Annotated in this window: 13 protein-coding genes and 1 pseudogene; 6 read left to right on the top strand and 8 right to left on the bottom strand. The window is 56.9% G+C overall.

Going from position 1 to position 18,362, the window contains the following annotated elements; translation table 11 throughout:
- Positions 1–90: 90 nt before the first annotated feature.
- Together H7R58_RS01425 and H7R58_RS01420 are read left to right on the top strand one after the other, a co-directional pair.
- Entirely contained in the window at positions 91–636 is a 546-nt protein-coding gene (locus H7R58_RS01425; RefSeq protein WP_106925043.1) for a GNAT family N-acetyltransferase, read from the top strand.
- A gap of 53 nt (positions 637–689) precedes the next feature.
- Positions 690–1,133, top strand: coding sequence for a lysozyme (locus H7R58_RS01420; RefSeq protein ID WP_106925042.1), 444 nt, complete (start codon positions 690–692; stop codon positions 1,131–1,133).
- Here the strand turns inward: H7R58_RS01420 and H7R58_RS01415 are convergent.
- Together H7R58_RS01415 and H7R58_RS01410 are read right to left on the bottom strand one after the other, a co-directional pair.
- On the bottom strand, positions 1,110–1,736 hold the full coding sequence (locus H7R58_RS01415) for a response regulator transcription factor (protein WP_182929864.1): 627 nt from the start codon (positions 1,734–1,736) through the stop codon (positions 1,110–1,112). The genes H7R58_RS01420 and H7R58_RS01415 overlap by 24 nt on opposite strands.
- Positions 1,737–2,084: 348 nt before the next feature.
- Positions 2,085–2,843, bottom strand: coding sequence for an SDR family NAD(P)-dependent oxidoreductase (locus H7R58_RS01410; RefSeq protein WP_106925040.1), 759 nt, complete (start codon positions 2,841–2,843; stop codon positions 2,085–2,087).
- A gap of 119 nt (positions 2,844–2,962) precedes the next feature.
- Here H7R58_RS01410 and H7R58_RS01405 point away from each other — a divergent pair, with 119 nt between their 5' ends.
- The 3 genes and pseudogenes from H7R58_RS01405 (at position 2,963) to H7R58_RS01395 (ending at position 6,575) form a co-directional block, all read left to right on the top strand.
- Positions 2,963–3,862, top strand: coding sequence for a LysR family transcriptional regulator (locus H7R58_RS01405; protein ID WP_182929863.1), 900 nt, complete (start codon positions 2,963–2,965; stop codon positions 3,860–3,862).
- Between the two features lie 185 nt (positions 3,863–4,047).
- Positions 4,048–4,995 (top strand): annotated as a pseudogene (yhjD, locus tag H7R58_RS01400) (inner membrane protein YhjD); the annotation flags it as partial.
- A gap of 257 nt (positions 4,996–5,252) precedes the next feature.
- Entirely contained in the window at positions 5,253–6,575 is a 1,323-nt protein-coding gene (locus H7R58_RS01395) for an MFS transporter (protein WP_106925038.1), read from the top strand.
- A gap of 37 nt (positions 6,576–6,612) precedes the next feature.
- Here H7R58_RS01395 and pdeH read toward each other — a convergent pair whose 3' ends face one another.
- Entirely contained in the window at positions 6,613–7,386 is a 774-nt protein-coding gene (gene pdeH / locus H7R58_RS01390) for a cyclic-guanylate-specific phosphodiesterase (RefSeq protein ID WP_182934576.1), read from the bottom strand.
- Between the two features lie 227 nt (positions 7,387–7,613).
- On the opposite strand from pdeH, the gene H7R58_RS01385 reads away from it, so the two are divergent.
- Positions 7,614–8,543: a 2-dehydro-3-deoxygluconokinase gene (locus H7R58_RS01385; RefSeq protein ID WP_182929862.1), complete on the top strand. Its 930-nt coding sequence runs from the start codon at positions 7,614–7,616 to the stop codon at positions 8,541–8,543.
- Between the two features lie 131 nt (positions 8,544–8,674).
- Here the strand turns inward: H7R58_RS01385 and H7R58_RS01380 are convergent, their stop codons facing one another.
- From H7R58_RS01380 to bcsZ, 5 genes are all read right to left on the bottom strand, one after another.
- Positions 8,675–10,165, bottom strand: coding sequence for a M16 family metallopeptidase (locus H7R58_RS01380; protein WP_182929861.1), 1,491 nt, complete (start codon positions 10,163–10,165; stop codon positions 8,675–8,677).
- A gap of 227 nt (positions 10,166–10,392) precedes the next feature.
- The gene (locus H7R58_RS01375; protein ID WP_182929860.1) at positions 10,393–11,679 is read right to left on the bottom strand and encodes a dicarboxylate/amino acid:cation symporter; all 1,287 of its coding nucleotides are present in this window, start codon (positions 11,677–11,679) and stop codon (positions 10,393–10,395) included.
- A gap of 151 nt (positions 11,680–11,830) precedes the next feature.
- Positions 11,831–13,840, bottom strand: a complete 2,010-nt coding sequence (gene hmsP, locus H7R58_RS01370) for a biofilm formation regulator HmsP (protein ID WP_182934575.1) — start codon at positions 13,838–13,840, stop codon at positions 11,831–11,833.
- A gap of 146 nt (positions 13,841–13,986) precedes the next feature.
- On the bottom strand, positions 13,987–17,283 hold the full coding sequence (gene bcsC / locus H7R58_RS01365; RefSeq protein ID WP_182929858.1) for a cellulose synthase complex outer membrane protein BcsC: 3,297 nt from the start codon (positions 17,281–17,283) through the stop codon (positions 13,987–13,989).
- The gene (bcsZ, locus tag H7R58_RS01360; RefSeq protein ID WP_182934574.1) at positions 17,265–18,362 is read right to left on the bottom strand and encodes a cellulose synthase complex periplasmic endoglucanase BcsZ; all 1,098 of its coding nucleotides are present in this window, start codon (positions 18,360–18,362) and stop codon (positions 17,265–17,267) included. The genes bcsC and bcsZ overlap by 19 nt, the downstream gene beginning before the upstream one ends.

Below are 18,362 nucleotides of genomic sequence, written 5' to 3'. Positions count from 1 at the left end.
ATATGTTGTTTTTTTGTTATTTTTGTCGTTACACCATAGACCAAATCAGGCAAATTAGCAGTCCTGCCCCCTCCATGAGAATGTGAAATTATGACCGCGCTCACCACGAAACGATTAGTCTGCACTCCGCTTGTCGACAGCGACTGGCCTTTCTTCCTCTCTCTGCAGCAGGACCGTCAGGTGATGCGCTTCGTGGCAGACGATCGCCGCGAGCAGGAGATCCGCGCCGCCTTTGACGCCCGACTGCCCCACTGGTCCCCCGGCGATACGCACTGGCTGTGTCTGCTGGTGCGCGACGCGCAGAACGTGCCGCTGGGCATTACCGGCTATATCCATCGCGACGTCGACTGCGCAGAAGTCGGCTTTTTATTTGCACCGGTCGCGCAGGGCAAAGGCTACGGCAGCGAATCGCTGCGCGCGGTGTGCGATTTCGCTTTCAGTACGGGCGGTATACGCCGCCTGACCGCCACGGTGACGGCGGGCAATATCGCCTCCCGCCGCACGCTGGAAAGGCTTGGTTTCCGTCTGGAGGGCGAGCTACGAGAAAGCTATTTCCTTGCCGGTGAGTGGCGCAACGACTGGCTGTTTGGCCTACTCAGTCACGAATATGATAGTTCACCGTCATCCGGCCAATAGTCGGGGGCGCACGACTCTTTTACACTCCTTTCTTCACCAGAAGAGAGGGCTTCATGTTCACAGGCATCACCACGCCCAGCGCACAGGGGCTGGCATTGATTAAGCGCTTTCAGGGGCTTTCGCTGGAAAAGTATCGGGACGCGGAAGGGATGTGGCTGATCGGCTACGGGCATCTTATTCGCGACCAGGAGCGTTTCGACACACGCTTAACCTGCTCGCAGGCCGAAGCGCTGTTCCTGCAGGATGTGGAAGCCTATCGGCAGCGGCTTTGCCAGTGCATCGACGCGCCGCTGGCGCAGCATCAGTTCGATGCGCTGCTGTCGCTGGCCTTCAGCCTCGGGCCAGAAGGCATCGTGCGTTCGGCCATCGTACAGGCTATCCAGCGACGGGATTTTCACGCGGCGCGGGTAGCCTGGCAGCAAGAAGGCGAGCGGAAAACCAGCCTGGCTGTACAGCGCCAGGCTGAAGCTGTGTTATTCCAGACAGCCCGGTGGTAAATCCTGACAATGGTTGAGCATCATCGCCGCCTGGGTGCGGTTTTTCACATCCAGCCGGCGGTATAGCGACTCAAGATGCGCTTTTACCGTACCGGCGCTGATATTCAGGGTTCGGCTAATCTGTTTATTGGTTTCACCGTTCGCCAGCAAAATTAATATTTCCCGCTGGCGCTGGCTTAAATGATATAGCCCCTGCCGGGTTTGTTCTTCATTCACCTGCCAGTCGCCCGGCAGGCAAATTAAGCCGCGCAGCACGCTTTTTATCGTCTGCACAAACACTTCCACGCTGGCGTCGCGCGGAATAATAGCCTGCACATTCAACGCCAGCATATTGCTGAGCCATGCCTGGCGGTATTCATTAACAATGATGATACCTTTCGATTCCGGAAACTGCTGGAACTTCTCTTTTAACAGCCACTGACAGAAATCTTGGTCCATCTCGCCGTCAAGGATGAGCAGCGCATCCGGATTCTGCAGCAGTTGCCGCCACAGGTCATCGGCCTGGCTGACGGCGAAAATATCAATTCCCGGAATATGTTCCTGTAAGCTAATTTTCATTCCATGAATAAATATTGACTGCCTGTCAAACATGACTACCTGCATAACGCTTTCCCCATAGAAAAATCAACGCGTCTTATTGGCCGAAAGAGTAATCCTCGCGGTATAAAATAAGAACTCGCCGTTTGGCCTGGGGCATTCTACGTAGATATTGAGTAATCTAAACATTACGATTATGAATGCTTACAACCCTTGCTTTGCAAGCATACATTCATATAGCTCATTACATCTGAACTAAGGAAAAGATTAAAGCAAGGACAAGGAATGAATATTAATTTTGAGGAATATAGCGAGTAGCCGGGCAAATAAAAGCCGGAGGCTGAAATAAATCCGGTTTCAGACTTATTTCAGCACAATTCGTTCAGCTAGCCCGATAACAGGGCCTGTGACCGTTTACAGGAACATGCCGCCCGAAACTTCAATCCGCTGCGCAGTCATCCAGCGTAGGTTATCGCTCAACAGCGCGGCAATTGCACCACCAATATCATCCGGCAAACCGGCGCGTCCCAGCGCCGTTTGCGAGGCGACGTATTTGTTGAGTTCTTCGTTATCACGCAGACGCCCGCCGCCGAAGTCGGTTTCAATCGCGCCCGGCGCGATACTGTTCACCGAGATTCCGCGCGCCCCCAACTCTTTCGCCTGATAGCGGGTCAGTACCTCCATCGCCCCTTTCATCGACGCATAGGCCGCATACCCCGGCAGAGCAAAGCGCGCCAGGCCGGTCGAAACGTTAAGAATTCGCCCACCGTCGGCCATCAGCGGTAGCAGTTGCTGAGTCAGGAAAAACGGCCCCTTAAAGTGGATGTTCATCAACTCATCAAACATGGCTTCCGACGTCTCGGCAAACGGGGCGTACAGGCCGATACCGGCGTTGTTCACTAAATAATCAAACGTCTCGCGTCCCCATACCTGCCGGAGCTGTTCTTTAACCTGTTGGGCAAAGTGAGAAAAGTCTGCGGTATCGCTGACGTTCAGCTGTAATGCCGCCGCTTTCGCGCCCATTTGCTCCACTTCGGCGACGACCTGTAGCGCAGCATCGCGCTGGCTGTGGTAGGTAAAAATAATATCCGTGCCCTGTGCGGCGAGCTTCAGCACCGCATTTTTTCCCAATCCGCGGCTGCCGCCGGTCACAATCGCAATACGCTGGTTCATAGGAAACCTCATTTCAGGTGGTGTGTACGTTGAGAACAAGCTTATTAGGTGATAAAAAAACAATAAATGCCCAAAATTGCGCTTCACTGTCTCAATTACGACAACAATAGGTCATCCTGATGGATAAAATTCACGCAATGCAGCTGTTCATCCGCGTGGCAGAGCTGGAGAGTTTTTCACGCGCGGCAGAGACCCTGGGCCTTCCTAAAGGTAGCGTATCGCGGCAGATTCAGGCGCTGGAAAACCATCTGGGCAGCCGCCTGCTGCACCGCACCACCCGGCGCGTGCTGCTGACCCAGGACGGTATGGTCTACTTTGAGCGCGCCAAAGATCTGTTGAGCAACCTGGAGGAGCTGGACAGCCTGTTCCAGACCGACCCCAGCAGCGTTAGCGGACGTCTGCGGGTGGATATGCCGGTTGCCATTGCGCGCAATGTCGTCATCCCCCGGCTGCCAGATTTTTTACAGCACTATCCGGGCATTGAGCTGGAGCTCAGCAGCAGCGATCGCCTGGTGGATGTCATCCGTGAAGGTTTTGACTGCGTGGTGCGCGTCGGAGCGCTGAAAGACTCCGGGCTTATCGCCCGCCCGCTGGGAAAACTCACCGTCATTAACTGCGCCAGCCCGTCGTACCTTGCCCGCTTCGGTTATCCTGAATCACTGGAAGATCTCAGCAGCCATGCGCTGGTACACTATGCGGTAAATCTCGGCATGCGGCCGCAGGGCTTTGAAGTGGCAAGAGATAACGGCAGCCAGTGGGTCAAAACCGGCGGCGTACTGACGGTGAACAGCACCGAGACCTATCATGCCGCCTGCCTGGCGGGGCTGGGGATTATCCAGGTACCGCGCGTCGGCGTACGCGAGGCGCTGCACGGCGGTAAGCTGATCGAGATACTGCCGCAGTATCGGGCAGAGCCAATGCCCGTATCGCTGCTCTACCCGCACCGCCGCAATTTGTCGCGCCGGGTACATCTGTTAATGGAATGGTTAACCGAGGTGCTGCGAGACTATGTTGATTGAGCTTTTCCGGATGGCGGCGTAAACGCCTTATCCGGTCTACAACCCCGTAATGCGCCAGCGTAGGCATGATAAGCGAAGCGCCACCAGGCGAGCCGAACGAGCCGTGCACGCACCGACGTCGGGGAACCCTCTATACTTAAGTAAACGCAATAAAAAGGACATTCTTCCTGATGACGTCGGAAAACAACGACAAACGTCTACAGCAAAAGGCCAGCAAAGCGCTGGATACCGTCACCAGCACGGCGCAAAAAGTTCAGCGCAACCCGGTTATCGCCCACCTGCTCCGCGCCGCCGAACGCTTTAATGACCGCATGGGCAACCAGTTTGGCGCGGCAATCACCTACTTCTCGTTCCTATCGATGATTCCGATTCTGATGGTGTCGTTTGCCGCTGCCGGTTTTATCCTCGCCTCGCACCCGACGCTGTTGCAGGATATCTTCGATAAGATCCTCAACAACGTGAGCGATCCGACGATGGCGGCTACGTTAAAAAGCACGATCAACACCGCCGTACAGCAGCGCACAACCGTCGGGCTGGTCGGGCTGGGCATTGCCCTTTATTCGGGCATTAACTGGATGGGCAACCTGCGCGAAGCTATCCGCGCGCAGTCGCGCGACGTCTGGGAGCGTACGCCGCAGGATCAGGAAGCGATTTGGCTTAAATACGTGCGCGACTTTATTTCGCTGATTGGTCTGCTGATTGCGCTGATCGTCACGCTGTCGATTACCTCCGTCGCCGGATCCGCCCAGCAGATGATTATCTCTGCGCTGTATCTCGACAGCATCGAGTGGCTAAAGCCCGCCTGGCGACTGATTGGCCTGGCCATCTCTATTTTCGCCAACTACCTGCTGTTCTTCTGGATTTTCTGGCGTCTGCCGCGCCATCGGCCGCGAAAAAAAGCACTGCTTCGCGGCACCTTTATCGCCGCCATCGGCTTTGAGGTGATTAAAATCATCATGACCTGGACGCTGCCGACGCTGGTGAAATCCCCCTCCGGCGCGGCGTTTGGCTCGGTACTGGGGCTGATGGCCTTCTTCTACTTCTTCGCCCGCCTGACCTTATTCTGCGCCGCATGGATTGCCACCGCCGAATACAAAGACGACCCGCGCATGCCGGGAAAACCCCAGCGTTAACGGCGCCGCTGGGCTGAAAATTTCAGTCCAGCGCTTCGTTTTAGCATATAAATCCAGTTAGTAACTTTTATTTAACCAAAAACCAGTTTTATCATCCAAGTTATAAAAAATGTGAAGCATTTCATGGATGCTAAATTCCCGGTATAAAAATTATCCACTTTTTCGCCCGTTATACGCCATTTTACAATCCTGTTACAGATTGAAATGTCGCTTTTGCTATGTCTAATATGGCCTTTCGTTCGCTATAAATATTAGAAATCACTATGACCAGCACAACACTCGACAACGAACAGGCCACCGTACCGGTTAACTCGCGTAATAAGGTCGTCGTCGCTTCACTCATCGGCACTGCCATTGAGTTCTTCGACTTCTATATCTACGCTACCGCAGCGGTAATCGTATTCCCCCATATCTTCTTCCCGCAGGGCGATCCGACGGCGGCAACGCTGCAATCGCTGGCAACGTTCGCTATCGCCTTCGTCGCTCGCCCTATTGGCTCCGCGCTATTCGGCCATTTCGGCGATCGCGTGGGGCGTAAAGTCACGCTGGTTGCCTCGCTGCTGACCATGGGCATTTCAACCGTGGCGATCGGCCTGCTGCCGAGTTATGAAACCATCGGCATCCTGGCACCGGTACTGCTGGCGCTGGCGCGTTTTGGTCAGGGCCTGGGGCTGGGCGGTGAATGGGGCGGCGCGGCGCTGCTGGCCACCGAAAATGCCCCGGCGCGTAAGCGCGCACTATACGGCTCATTCCCTCAACTGGGTGCGCCAATCGGCTTCTTCTTCGCCAACGGGACCTTCCTGCTGCTTTCATGGCTGCTGACCGACGAGCAGTTCATGTCCTGGGGCTGGCGCGTGCCGTTTATCTTCTCTGCGGTGCTGGTGCTCATCGGCCTGTACGTACGCGTATCGCTGCACGAAACGCCGGTGTTTGCCAAAGTGGCCGCCGCCGGGAAACAGGTCAAAGTGCCGATGGGCACGCTGCTCAGCAAACATGTCCGCGTGACCGTACTCGGCACCTTCATCATGCTGGCGACCTATACGCTGTTCTATATTATGACCGTCTATTCAATGACCTACAGTACGGCTGCCGCACCGAACGGTCTGGGGCTGCCGCGTAACGAAGTTCTGTGGATGCTGATGCTGGCGGTGATTGGTTTTGGCGTGATGGTGCCGATTGCAGGCCTGCTGGCGGACCGATTTGGCCGTCGCCCAAGCATGATCGTCATCACCAGCCTGATCATCCTCTTTGCCCTGTGCCTCTTCCAGCCGCTGCTGGGCTCCGGTAATCCGGCGCTGATTATGCTGTATCTGCTGGTGGGCTTGAGCCTGATGGGTCTGACCTTTGGTCCTATGGGGGCGCTGCTGCCGGAGCTGTTCCCGACAGAAGTCCGTTATACCGGAGCCTCCTTCTCCTACAACGTGTCGTCTATTCTGGGCGCATCCGTGGCACCGTATATCGCGGCCTGGCTGCAAAGCAACTACGGATTGTTCTACGTGGGTGTGTATCTGGCCGCCATGGCGGCACTGACCTTAATCGCACTGCTGTTGACGCACGAAACGCGTCACGAATCCCTGTAAGCACCTCTCCGCTGGCCTACGACGGCGTGGGCCAGCGTCATCCTAAATCAATCATCAGCGTGTCCAGTGTCGACATCGGCACCGGCCGGGACAGAAAATAGCCCTGTGCCGCATGCGCCGGCGATTGCTGAACTTCTCGCCACTCCTCCAGTGTTTCAACGCCTTCAACGATAACGCCTTCGCAGTAGCGGTTCATCAGCTCCAGCAGCAGGATAAACAACTTGCGACCTTCCGGGGTTTTGCGCAGCATGATGAACAGATCGCGCGCCACCTTGATATAGTCGTAGCGCACCTCATTGAGCGCCGAGAAGTTCGCCATCCCGGTACCAAAGTCATCCAGCCACAGCGGGCCGAATTCGCACAGCGACGCAACCGTTGAGTCCTGCGGCAGCGGCATATGTTCAACCAGCTCAAAACGCAGCCACGGCAGCGTTTCAATCATCGTTCTCAGGATCCTGTCCTGGCGCATTTCCAACAGCGTCGGCGCGTCGACGTTAACCGACGCCAGCACCTTGTTCTGCACAAAAAAGTGTTTCTTTTTTGCCAGCATCGCCACCTGTTCTTTGATGACGTGGATCCGCTGGCCGATAGAGACGGCGGCAAAGTAACGATCCGGGGCAATACGCTTTTGCGGTTGAGAGGGATGGGTCACTATCGTTAGCACTTCGATCGCCATCAGGCGGCCTTGGGTGGAGTAGATAGGCTGGTAGGTATAGACGCGCTCACACTCTTGCCAATAACGCAGCTGCTCGAGGCTTTCTCGCTCCGCATCAGGAACTCTCGCCCGCTGGCTCACCTGCTTTAACGTCATTTAAGCTTCCTGTGAATAGAGGGTCAGAGGGTCTGGTGTTTAGGTTATCGGCGTGCCGATTGAGAACTTTATGTTCAATGTCGCCATTTTATTTTTCGTAGACGATGACAAATACGTCGTAATACGCGCTAGCTCAAAAAAAATAATGGAACGTTGTTTTAATATAGTTGACCACCGATTAGCCACAGCGCACACTACGAAAAATTTACCGAATCAGGTTGATGACTATGTCTAAAAAAATTGCCGTGATTGGCGAATGCATGATTGAACTGTCCGAGAAGGGCGCACAAGTTAACCGCGGCTTTGGCGGCGACACCTTAAATACGTCCGTCTATATTGCGCGTCAGGTCTCCCCTGCAGAACTCAGCGTCAGCTACGTCACCGCGCTGGGTACCGACACTTTCAGCCAGCAGATGATGGACGCCTGGCAGGCAGAAAACGTTAAAACTGACCTGATTCAACGCATGAATGACCGTATGCCGGGCCTGTACTACATCGAGACCGATGACACCGGCGAGCGCACCTTCTACTACTGGCGTAACGAAGCAGCCGCCAAATTCTGGCTGGAGAGCGAGCAGTCTGCCGCTATCTGCGAGCAGCTGGCGAACTTTGACTACCTGTATCTGAGCGGCATCAGCCTGGCGATCCTCAGCCCGTTCAGCCGTGACAAGCTGCTGGCGCTGTTGAAACAGTGCCGCGCCAACGGCGGTAAGGTTATCTTCGACAACAACTACCGTCCGCGTCTGTGGGCTAGCAAAGAAGAGACCCAGCAGGTTTACCAGCAGATGCTGCAATGCACCGATATCGCTTTCCTGACCCTCGACGATGAAGACGCGCTGTGGGGCGAGAAGCCGGTAGAAGAAGTGATTGCCCGCACGCACGCCGCTGGGGTGAGTGAAGTCGTCGTGAAACGCGGTGCAGATTCATGCCTGGTCGCCATCAAGGGCGAAGCGCTGGTCGATGTCCCGGCAGTTAAGCTGCCGAAAGAGAAAGTCGTCGACACCACCGCCGCTGGCGACTCCTTCAGTGCGGGCTACCTGTCCGTGCGTCTGACCGGCGGCGATGCCGCTGCGGCGGCAAAACGCGGTCACCTGACGGCGAGTACCGTGATCCAGCACCGCGGAGCGATTATTCCACGCGACGCGATGCCTGCTTAAGGTTTCGGGTATAAAAAAACCTCTTCCGGTTGGGAGAGGTTTTTTTTCGTCTGGAGGGAGTGCCAGGAATTTGCACGCTCGGTTCCCTCTCCCCTTTGGGGAGAGGGTTAGGGTGAGGGGATACCGCGTGCTCACTGCGCCGGCGGAATATCCGTCACATCCAGGTGGCTATCCTCCGTCACCGCCCCGCCTTCCGGTTTGATGGCCAGCATGATCTTGTTCCAGGTGCTCTGTAGATCCTTCATATTGAACTCGGGCTCACCCGTCGGCTGCTGTAAAATCAGCGCCATATCCTGCGACAGCTGCTGGCGAAGATCCTGATTCAGCATCTCCAGCGTCAGCGAGTCAAGGAAGCTCTGACGCAGCTTCTGGTACTGCTCCGGCGCGATATCCACCACCTGATTTTGCAGCGAACGCATACGCTGGCTAATCAGCACGTCGGTATCCATACGCGCGTAGGTCGTAAACAGCTTTTGCAGCTCCAGCTTTTTCTGCGCCACCAGCGCATCAAACTCATCTTCCGGCAGGCCGTTCTCACGGACCTCAGCCAGCTCGCGCGCCACCAGCCCCAGATTGCCTTCCAGTTTTTCACCCGGAGAATCGAGATTAATACCGCACTGCGCACGCAGGTACAGCACGCGGCAGTCAAAGCCGAGGCCGATATCCTTCATGTTAGTGCGGCTCAGCTTCTGCTGAACGTGCCAGAACAGCGCCTCGCGGGCCAGGTCTGCGCGCCAGTAGCGCAGCAGCGCTGCCGACTCACGAATCGGTTGCCACGGCGCATCCCACATAATCGAGAGACGGTCCTGGCGCACGGCATTGGTCATAATGCTGACCGCTTCCGGGCGCAGCGGCGACAGCGTCGGCACGGCCGCCGGCGTTTCGCGTTTGCCCTTCAGCCCGCCGAAGGCTTTGCTGATTTGCTCGATGGTTGCACGGCTGTCGACGTTACCCACCACGATCAGCGTCATCGCGTCCGGGGTGTACCATTTCTGGTAAAACTCCGCGACCTGTTTGGCATCCACCGGCATTTTCAGCGGCTCAGCCGGATCGTGCCCCAGCATGGTGGAGCCTTTCAGGCGATAGCGCCACCAGCCTTCTTTGGTATCCTGCGGCCAGGTTGCCACCATATCCTGCACGCCCAGCGCGTAGCTGACGGTTTTCTGGTCGATCTCGAGCTTACCCAGCGAACTGGACAGCCAGTTCAGCGCCTCTTTTTGCAGGTCGCTGCGGCTGTTAGGCAAGCTCAGGTTAAAACGGGTGTAATCATACGAAACAATCGCCGGCGGCAGCGGGCGCTTTGGGTCAATGCTCTGCTGCCACAGAGAACGCGCCTGCATGGTTGGCAAACCGCCGCTTTGCGTCAGCGCGATACGAGGAATAAGGTGGCTGTAGCCAATTTGCTGCGCGCTTTCATTAAGCGAGCCAATATCAACCGAGAGCCGGATTTCGACACGGTCACTCGGGCGCTGCGGCGTGGCCAGAACCTGCCACTGGAAGCCGTTAGGCAGCGTACCTTGTTGCCAGGCCGGGTCCGGCTGGAGCGTTTCTGCCTGCACATAGCTGGCTGCTGCCATCATCAGCAAACCACCGGCTAAAAGTCGAATTTTTGTGCCCTGCATGTGAACCCCTGATGAACGTTCCTGGTTACAAAGGCAACCGCACGCGGCGATTGCCTAAAATAATGAAGTAAATACGTCAGTTAGACCACACGATCGCGAAAACGTCACATGGCTGATAAAAATAAAATGCGCGACAGCCCCAGGCTATCACGGCCAATCAATGACGCCGCCTAATTATGCGCAGGAGCCCGCACTCCAGCAAGGGAGTACGGGCGTAACAGGAGGGATTAAGAGGATAATTCGTGCGATTTGTTCGCGGTCGGACGGTTATTGAGCACGTCGTCCATCTGTTTCGCATCAAGCTGCTTCACGCGCTTGGCAACGACGATGGTCGCCACGCCGTTACCAATCAGGTTGGTCAGCGCACGCGCTTCAGACATAAAGCGGTCAATCCCCAGAATCAGCGCCAGACCCGCCACCGGCAAATGCCCTACCGCCGAAATGGTGGCCGCCAGTACGATAAAGCCGCTGCCGGTAACGCCCGCCGCGCCTTTTGAAGACAACAGCAGCACCACCAGCAGCGTCACCTGGTGGAAGATATCCATGTGGCTGTTGGTCGCCTGGGCGATAAACACCGCCGCCATCGTCAGATAAATCGAAGTGCCATCGAGGTTAAACGAATAGCCGGTTGGAATAACCAGCCCCACCACCGACTTGCGGCAGCCCAGCTTCTCCATCTTATCGAGCATACGCGGCAGCGCCGATTCCGAAGACGAGGTCCCCAGCACAATCAGCAGCTCTTCTTTGATGTAGCGGATAAATTTGAAAATGCTGAAGCCCGTCGCCCGGGCAATAGAGCCCAGTACCACGACCACAAACAGGATACAGGTGATGTAGAAACAGATAATCAGCTGCCCCAGTTGCACCAGCGTACCCACCCCGTACTTCCCGATGGTGAAGGCCATGGCGCCGAAGGCACCAATCGGCGCAAGGCGCATAATCATGTTGATAATGCCGAAGATCACCTGTGAGAAGCTTTCAATCACGTTGAAAATCAGCTGACCTTTACTGCCCAGACGGTGCAGCGCAAAACCAAACATCACCGCGAACAGCAGCACCTGCAGGATGTTACCGCTGGCAAACGCGCCGATGACGCTTGACGGGATAACGTCCATCAGGAAAGCGATAATTCCCTGATCTTTCGCCTGTTCCGCGTACATTGCCACCGCTTTTGCATCCAACGTCGACGGATCAACGTTCATGCCAGCACCGGGCTGAATCACGTTAACAATCACCAGGCCAATAATCAGAGCAATAGTACTGACCACTTCAAAATACAGCAGCGCCACCGCACCGGTACGGCCCACCGCCTTCATGCTTTCCATGCCAGCGATCCCGGTCACCACGGTACAAAAGATAACCGGCGCGATAATCATTTTAATCAGTTTGACGAAGGCATCGCCGAGCGGTTTCATTTGCGCGCCAATTTCCGGGTAGTAGTGACCGAGCAGCACACCGATCACTATCGCGGTCAGCACCTGGAAATAGAGGCTTTTGAAGAAAGAGGTTTTCATAGGATGTCCTTAAGCTATAGACACAGGAAAAGTAGGGTTTATTTTCGCCTGTGCGCACAAAATAACATCCAAGAAACATAATCGAAATATTTGTACGTTTATTTGATACTTAATTGTTAAATCTTTGAGCTGACACGCACAATCACAATCTTCAGTCGCTCGGCAGCAGTGATTTCTCCTGGCCCAGATAATCCTGCTCAAACACCTCCATCGGCACCGCGCGGGCAAATAAGAATCCCTGTAGGACATCGACATCTGCGGCACGCAGCCAGGCATATTGTTCTTCGTTTTCAACGCCTTCAGCAACCATTCTCAGGTTAAGGCTGCGCCCCAGCTGGATGATGGCCGCGACCATGCTGGCGTCCTCCGGCAGCGTATCAATAAAGATTTTATCAATTTTCAGGATGTCGACCGGAACCGACTTCATATGCTGGAGCTGACGCAGCCCGGCATAACCCATGCCGAAATCATCCAACGCAATGCGTACTCCGGCATTGCGTAACGGACGCAGAATAGCGACCGCTGCTTTCGGATCGTCAATGCGGCGGCTCTCGGTCACTTCCAGTACCAGAGTGCCCGGCGCGATGCGGTAGCGGTTAAGCAGCGCCAGCATGTCGGACACCATATCGTGATGCAGCAGCTGCAAAGCAGAAATATTCACCGACAGCGGCAGCATAATCCCGCGCGATTGCCATACCGCCAGCTGACGACAGGCTTCTTCCAGCACCCAGTGACCAACGGTAACCATCAGCCCGCAGGATTCAATGCTATCAATCAAATCGTTCGGCAGCGCCCAGCTGCCGTCCGGCTGGCGCTGGCGCAGCAGCACCTCGGCGCTACAGACTTTACCGGTGGCCGTTTCAACCTGCGGCTGAAGCCAGAGAGAAAACCGCTGGTTATCGAGCGCCGTCAGAATATCGCTCTCTTCGGTGAGCCGTTTCTGCGCATTGGCCATCTGTTCCGGGTCGAAGAATTCAATCTGATTCTTCCCCTTGCGCCGCGCGGTAAAGGCGGCGGAAAGCGAGCGGCGATAGAGTTGCTCCGCCGTCAGGCCGTCGTTGTACATGGCAATACCAATGCTGGCGCTCGGGCGTAGCTGAATGCCCTGCAGCGGCAACCGTTCATTTATGGTAGTGAGCACTTGCTGACCTAACGTAATTGCATGCCACGGTTCTTTGATGCCGTAGGCCAGAATCGCAAAATCGTAGCCGCTGACCTGTGCCAACACCATACGTGGGGTGATCACCTGCTTAATTTTCTCAGCCAGCGTCAGCAGCAGCATCTCGCGCTGCGCCTCTTTCAACACGCCAGCGGTGTCCTGCAACGTTTCGCAGGCGATGGCCAGCAGCGCAACCGGTGATTTGCGTGCCAGACTCTGCTCCAGCAGCCCCAGCAAGAAGGCTTTATTCGGCAGATCCGAGATCGGGAATCGCGTTGACTGACTGCTCAGCTCGTCATACTGGCGCAACAGCGCCTGCTGGTTGCGGTTATAGCTGCGTACCAGCGTACCGATCTCATCGTCATGGTGCAGGCGCGGCAGCGCGAGCTGGTGCCCGATACGATCGGCCCCCGGCAAATCGTGAATTTCATAGGCAATGCTGCGCAGCGGCCTGACGATCAGCCTGTTGATGCACCAGGTCAGCGCAACGGTGAGGATCAGAACTAAAAGGAAGTAAGCAGTCACTATCGTTGCCAGGGCGCTCATCACAAACTTATACATGCGCCAGGAGTCAGCCTGAAGCACCAGATACGCCAAGGGCTGCGGATTTGCCGGGCGTTCCAGCGAATAGAGCGGCAGCGAAATCTGCACCGGCAGCTCGAAAATTCGCGTGATGTTCACCGGCACGGGACGCTCCGGAATAAAGCTCATGCGCAGCGCCTGAAACTGGTTGGGCAGGACGACATCCGCCCGGCTGACAATACCCGACGGCTGAATACGGCCAAGAATGGCTTCGGCTTCGGGAATATCAGCCTTAAGAATGGCAGCCGACAGGGGCTGGCGTACGGAGCGCGCGATACTCTCTAACTGCGTGGCCGTGTTATAGCGATCCTGCTGCACAAAGTGGAACAGTAAAATGAAGCAAAAAATAAATAAAAACAACATGGTAACCACAGCTACCATGGCCATTTGTTTTATAGTAAGTGAACGGCTGACGCGCAAAAGAGCTCTCCACAGGTACGAACGTATTGCTCAGGCATTGAGAATAACGAGGCTGGCGCCAAAGTCAAAATGGACTCCGGCGCAATAATTATAACCCGGCGTGATGCCGGGTTATATAAGACGAATACCTAATCCGGGTAGACGAATTACCAGTCGGCGTAAGGCACAAGCGGCTGGGGCGGCATATCGAGGTCACCCTGCCAGCCTGCGGCAGAGTAACGGACGTACAGCAACGCATGGCTTGGGGTGTAGTCTTTCGCCTGCTGAATATCCACGCCGGCGCCGATAAACCAGTTGGACGTCACGCGACGTTCGATAATCGCCCGCGCGGTATAGCCATAGCCCTGGCTGCTGCCGCCGTGGTTGACGTCATCGCTGGCATCTTCCTGCCACTGCGAAGGTATCAGATTCATCAGCGGATAACGCGGTTCAGTACGGGTACGCGAATGCGACCAGGAGACGGAACCGCCCAGCTCCCACGACCAGTTTTCCGTACGCTGACGCCAGTTTATCGGCACGGCGAAGGAAACGTACTCCTGCGGACTGTAGTAACCGCCCTGACCTAACGTATAACCGCTCAGATCCTTCTGGTAGTGCCAAATCATATTGTTCAGCCCAACGGTCACCCGACGGTTATTCTCATTAATGACCTTGTAGTAATAGCCGGTCATCCAGCGCACGCGCCAGTTGTCGGCAACGTTCTTGCCGGTTAACTGGTCGCCGCTTAGCGAGGCCCACACGCCGTTGGCTTCGCCTTTATCGTAGCTCAGACTGACGCCACCGCCGTTAGCGCGTACCCCGCCCCAGGTGGTGCCGGGATGGTCGCCGCTGCTGTTATCTTTTTGCCCGCCGAAGGCCAGCAGCGAGCTGGAGACCGGGCGACGATGCGCGTTCAGCGTATAGCCAAACGGGCCCAGATCGTTGCTGTAACTCAGGCTACCGACGATATCCACCACGTTAAAGCCAATCGGCGTGGTGCCAATGTCGGCGTTCCAGGTGTCATTTTTCCAGCCCACGGCCACGCTGGCCCCGCTGTCGCTCTGATTGGCCGAGCCATTACAGCGGGCCAAATCACAGGTCCCCCACTGTTCTTTGTGGTAGCCATTTTTGTCGGTCGAGAAGCTGCCGGCATCCATATTCACCAGATCGGAACGGAAGAACATGCGGCCATCGGCCAACGGCGCATCGACCTGAAGCATGGTGGTGTGCGCTTTCAGGTCCGAATAGCCGCCGGTGCCCTTGGAGCCCCAGTAATCGTGCTCCAGAGTCACGTTGAGATCCTGCTGACGGTACAGATCGGCGGCGTCGCTACGCACGCCGCGCTTGAGCCAGTCATCTTTCTCATCGTTGCGCGTCAGACGCGTAAAGGTGTCGTTATCCTGCGGGCGCGTTGGCGTAATGCCCGTTGCTACCATCGCATCTTTATACGTTTCCAGCGCCTGCTGCGGGTTACCGTCCTGCGCCTGATAGCGTGCCGCATCGCGCAGCACCATAGCGCTTTCCATCGACGGCGGCTGTGCTTTGGCCTGCGGCACTATCGCCGTCAGCATTTTCTGCGCCGTAGCGGTGTCACCCAGTTGCGCGTTCACCAGCGCGATACGGCGCTGGGTATTGAGCGAACGCTGCCCTTCCGCGGGGACTTCCGCAAGCTGTTGACGCGCCGCCAGACGGTTGCCATCAGCGGCATAGACTTCGGCCAGCCCCAGATGCGCATCTTCATCATGCGGATCTTTTGCCAGCACCGCGTTGTATTCAGCAAGCGCGGTGGCGCGGTCGCCCCGCTGCTGCGCCCAGTCGGCCAACGTCGAATGAATGCGCGCAGATTCCGGCTGTTGTTTCAGCAGCGCAATCGCCTGCGCCTCCTGTCCGCCGTCACGCAGGCGGTTCGCCTGCGCCAGCATCTGGTCGCTGCGCAAGCGCTGATCCAGCTCGCGAATGTTGTCGGTCCACTGCGATGACGGCAGCGCGGCCAGATGCGTTAGCGCTGCCTGGTCCTGACCGTTTCCGGAAAGATACAGTCCGTTGGCGTAGACCTGATCGGCATCGGTCGGTTTTTTACGCGCCAGGTTGAGCATCAGACGGTCGGCTTCGCCGCGCTGCCCCGCGCTCACCAAATCGCGTGAGAGACGATAGGTGATCCACACATCGTCAGGCGACAGCGCCAGACGCTGACGCTGTAGCGCCGCCGCCTGCGCCCACTGCCCGCTGTTTTCCAGCGCTTCCGCCTGCTGCGAAAGGCGATCGTTGGTCAGGCTGCGCTCAATATCATCAATACTACGACGCTGGCTGGCCGAGAGTCCGTTGATAAAGGCGGTGGCTTTCTCCGGTGACTGGGCGCGATAGATATTAGCCAGACCACGTACCGCGCTGCTGTTGCCGCGATCGAGACGCAGCGCCTGCTGGTAGTAGCGCTCCGCGCTGGCGCTGTCCTTACGCGCCATCGCCACATCGCCCAGCCCCAGCACCGCATAGCTGTCGGTCGCATCCAGCTTACGCGCCTGCTGATAGAAGCCCTCTGCCTGCGCCAGGTTGTTGGCCTTCAACGCCGCATCGCCTTTACGAATCAGCGGCCAGTACAGTTGCCAGGTTTGCGGTTTGTTCGCCTCGGCTTCGGCCTCTTTGGCTTTCGCGAGGAAAACCGGGTCCGCCAGCTGTTTTTGCTGCTCCGCCAGCAGCGCCCGTGCGCTGTCCGCCGATTCGCCGCTGGTAAAAATCAACAGATAGCGCTGAAGCGCCTGTACGCTTGACGGGCTGGCGGGCTGAGCTTTGATAGCTTTAAACCAGATATCGCCTGCCGGCCCGCGGCCGCCCGCCGATTTCGCCATCTGTTCCAGCACCGCAAACGCCGCGTCGCGCTGGTTATCGCCCAGCAGCGTATTTGCCAGCGTCATTTGCAGGCCAACGTTTCCCGGGTTTTTCTGGTTCAGCGTCTGCAGATGTTTGAGCGCCTCATTGTGGCGCGCGGGCAGCTTCACCACCGCGGTCCAGTACTCAACGGCATAGTCGCCGTCCGGCGGCGGGCCGTTGAATGCTTTCTCATATTCGGCCAGCGCTTCCGGCACGTGGCCGGTGGTCGCCAACAAACGCGCCTGCTGTAGCGCCTGGCGCCCGGCATCCGTATTGAGGCCAATTTCTGCGCGCGAAGCGTTATATTCAGCCGAATCTGGCGCCACCTGCCCCAGTTTTTTCAGCTGCTGCTGCGCGCCAGCGGTATCGCCCTGACGCAGCATGTAGCGCAGGCGAGCCGCCAGCACCTTCGGATTATTGGGGTTAATCAGCTCCAGACGATACAGCGACTGCTGGACCAAATCGTCGCGCTTACTGGCTTCCCCCAGGCGCACCTGGTTGAGCAACTGCTCTTCTGCCGACGTATCCGCGAAGGCCGGCTGCACCAGCGACAGACCCAGAGAGAATGTGAGTAAACTTAGTGTGAATTTGCGCATTCCTGGCCCCAATCAGGTAGGAGTTCGCCGCGGGCGCTGAAGCGAAAACGATGTTGATCCCAGCCCTGACCAAAGAGGGTCAGAACATAACTGTAATAAGCATCCGCGCTGGGAAAATGGTCGGCAACGCGCTGGCGCTGAGCGGCCTGGACGTCACGATCTTGTAAGAACGGCAGAAGGGAAGCCGAAAAGCCCACCGGGCCATCGCCGGTCACTTTGCCCGTGGCGATCGCCACTTTTTCCGGCGGGAGCCCCTGTTTGGCGGTCTGCGCCGCCATGGCGTTAAAGCGTTTAAGCAGGCGCGCTTTTTGCGGATCGGCATCGTGCATCATGCCCACCCACAGGTAGACGCGAATGGCATCATAGCTGCCGATAATATTCGCGTCTTTCAGCTGCCAGCCCTTCCCTTTTTCGTAGCTCACCCAATCCGGGGAAAAGCCTTTCGGCGCGGTGTCGAGCAGCAGTTTGAGGTTAGTATCGCGCAGCGTCGTCCACGGCGCGCCGAAGCGGCTGAAGTACTGCGCCAGCTGCGGCGGGAGGTAGCTTGGGTTAAAGCGCCAGCGCGTCTCTTCGGCAAAGCCGACGCGGCCGGGCAGCAGCATCAGCCCCAGCCCAGGCACCTTCACCACTTCGTCGTCGGCAATCTTCGCCAGCAGCGCTTTGCCGGTAGCCGTATAGTCGTCGTTTTTCCACAGCCGACCGGCTTCCAGCAGCGTCCAGGCAATCCAGACATCAGAGTCAGAGGCAGAGTTGCTGTCCAGCACCGTCCATTCCTCATTGCTCTTTTTACCCCACAGCCAGGCCGGAAGTCGCTCGCGCAGCGAACCCTGCGCGAGGTTATTCTGCGTCCAGCTCAGCAGGGTGGCGAACATCTGCCGATCGTTCGCCGCCAGCGCAAAGAACAGCGCGTAGCTTTGCCCTTCCGAGGTCGTGATTTTGCGCGCATCGCTGGGATCGATCACGCGCCCTTCCGCGCTAACGTAATCCTTTTTAAACTGCTCCCAGGCAGGCCAACCGCAGGCGGCCTGCGCCTGGCCGCCCAGGGCGCACAGCAGAACGATCCAGCTCAGTATTTTCAT

Origin of the sequence: Klebsiella sp. WP4-W18-ESBL-05, from assembly GCF_014169075.1 — a bacterium.
GTDB lineage: Bacteria > Pseudomonadota > Gammaproteobacteria > Enterobacterales > Enterobacteriaceae > Kluyvera > Kluyvera ascorbata_B.
The sequence above is the reverse complement of the archived record's forward strand: the minus strand, read 5'-3'. Positions and strand labels throughout refer to the sequence as shown.

Excerpts from the sequence above, each read along its gene's own strand:
- H7R58_RS01425 (WP_106925043.1), top strand. The coding sequence starts at position 91 with ATGACCGCGCTCACCACGAAACGATTAGTCTGCACTCCGCTTGTCGAC.
- H7R58_RS01420 (WP_106925042.1), top strand. The coding sequence starts at position 690 with ATGTTCACAGGCATCACCACGCCCAGCGCACAGGGGCTGGCATTGATT.
- H7R58_RS01415 (WP_182929864.1), bottom strand. The coding sequence starts at position 1,736 with ATGCAGGTAGTCATGTTTGACAGGCAGTCAATATTTATTCATGGAATG.
- H7R58_RS01410 (WP_106925040.1), bottom strand. The coding sequence starts at position 2,843 with ATGAACCAGCGTATTGCGATTGTGACCGGCGGCAGCCGCGGATTGGGA.
- H7R58_RS01405 (WP_182929863.1), top strand. The coding sequence starts at position 2,963 with ATGGATAAAATTCACGCAATGCAGCTGTTCATCCGCGTGGCAGAGCTG.
- pdeH (WP_182934576.1), bottom strand. The coding sequence starts at position 7,386 with ATGACGTTAAAGCAGGTGAGCCAGCGGGCGAGAGTTCCTGATGCGGAG.
- H7R58_RS01385 (WP_182929862.1), top strand. The coding sequence starts at position 7,614 with ATGTCTAAAAAAATTGCCGTGATTGGCGAATGCATGATTGAACTGTCC.
- H7R58_RS01380 (WP_182929861.1), bottom strand. The coding sequence starts at position 10,165 with ATGCAGGGCACAAAAATTCGACTTTTAGCCGGTGGTTTGCTGATGATG.
- H7R58_RS01375 (WP_182929860.1), bottom strand. The coding sequence starts at position 11,679 with ATGAAAACCTCTTTCTTCAAAAGCCTCTATTTCCAGGTGCTGACCGCG.
- bcsC (WP_182929858.1), bottom strand. The coding sequence starts at position 17,283 with ATGCGCAAATTCACACTAAGTTTACTCACATTCTCTCTGGGTCTGTCG.
- bcsZ (WP_182934574.1), bottom strand. The coding sequence starts at position 18,362 with ATGAAAATACTGAGCTGGATCGTTCTGCTGTGCGCCCTGGGCGGCCAG.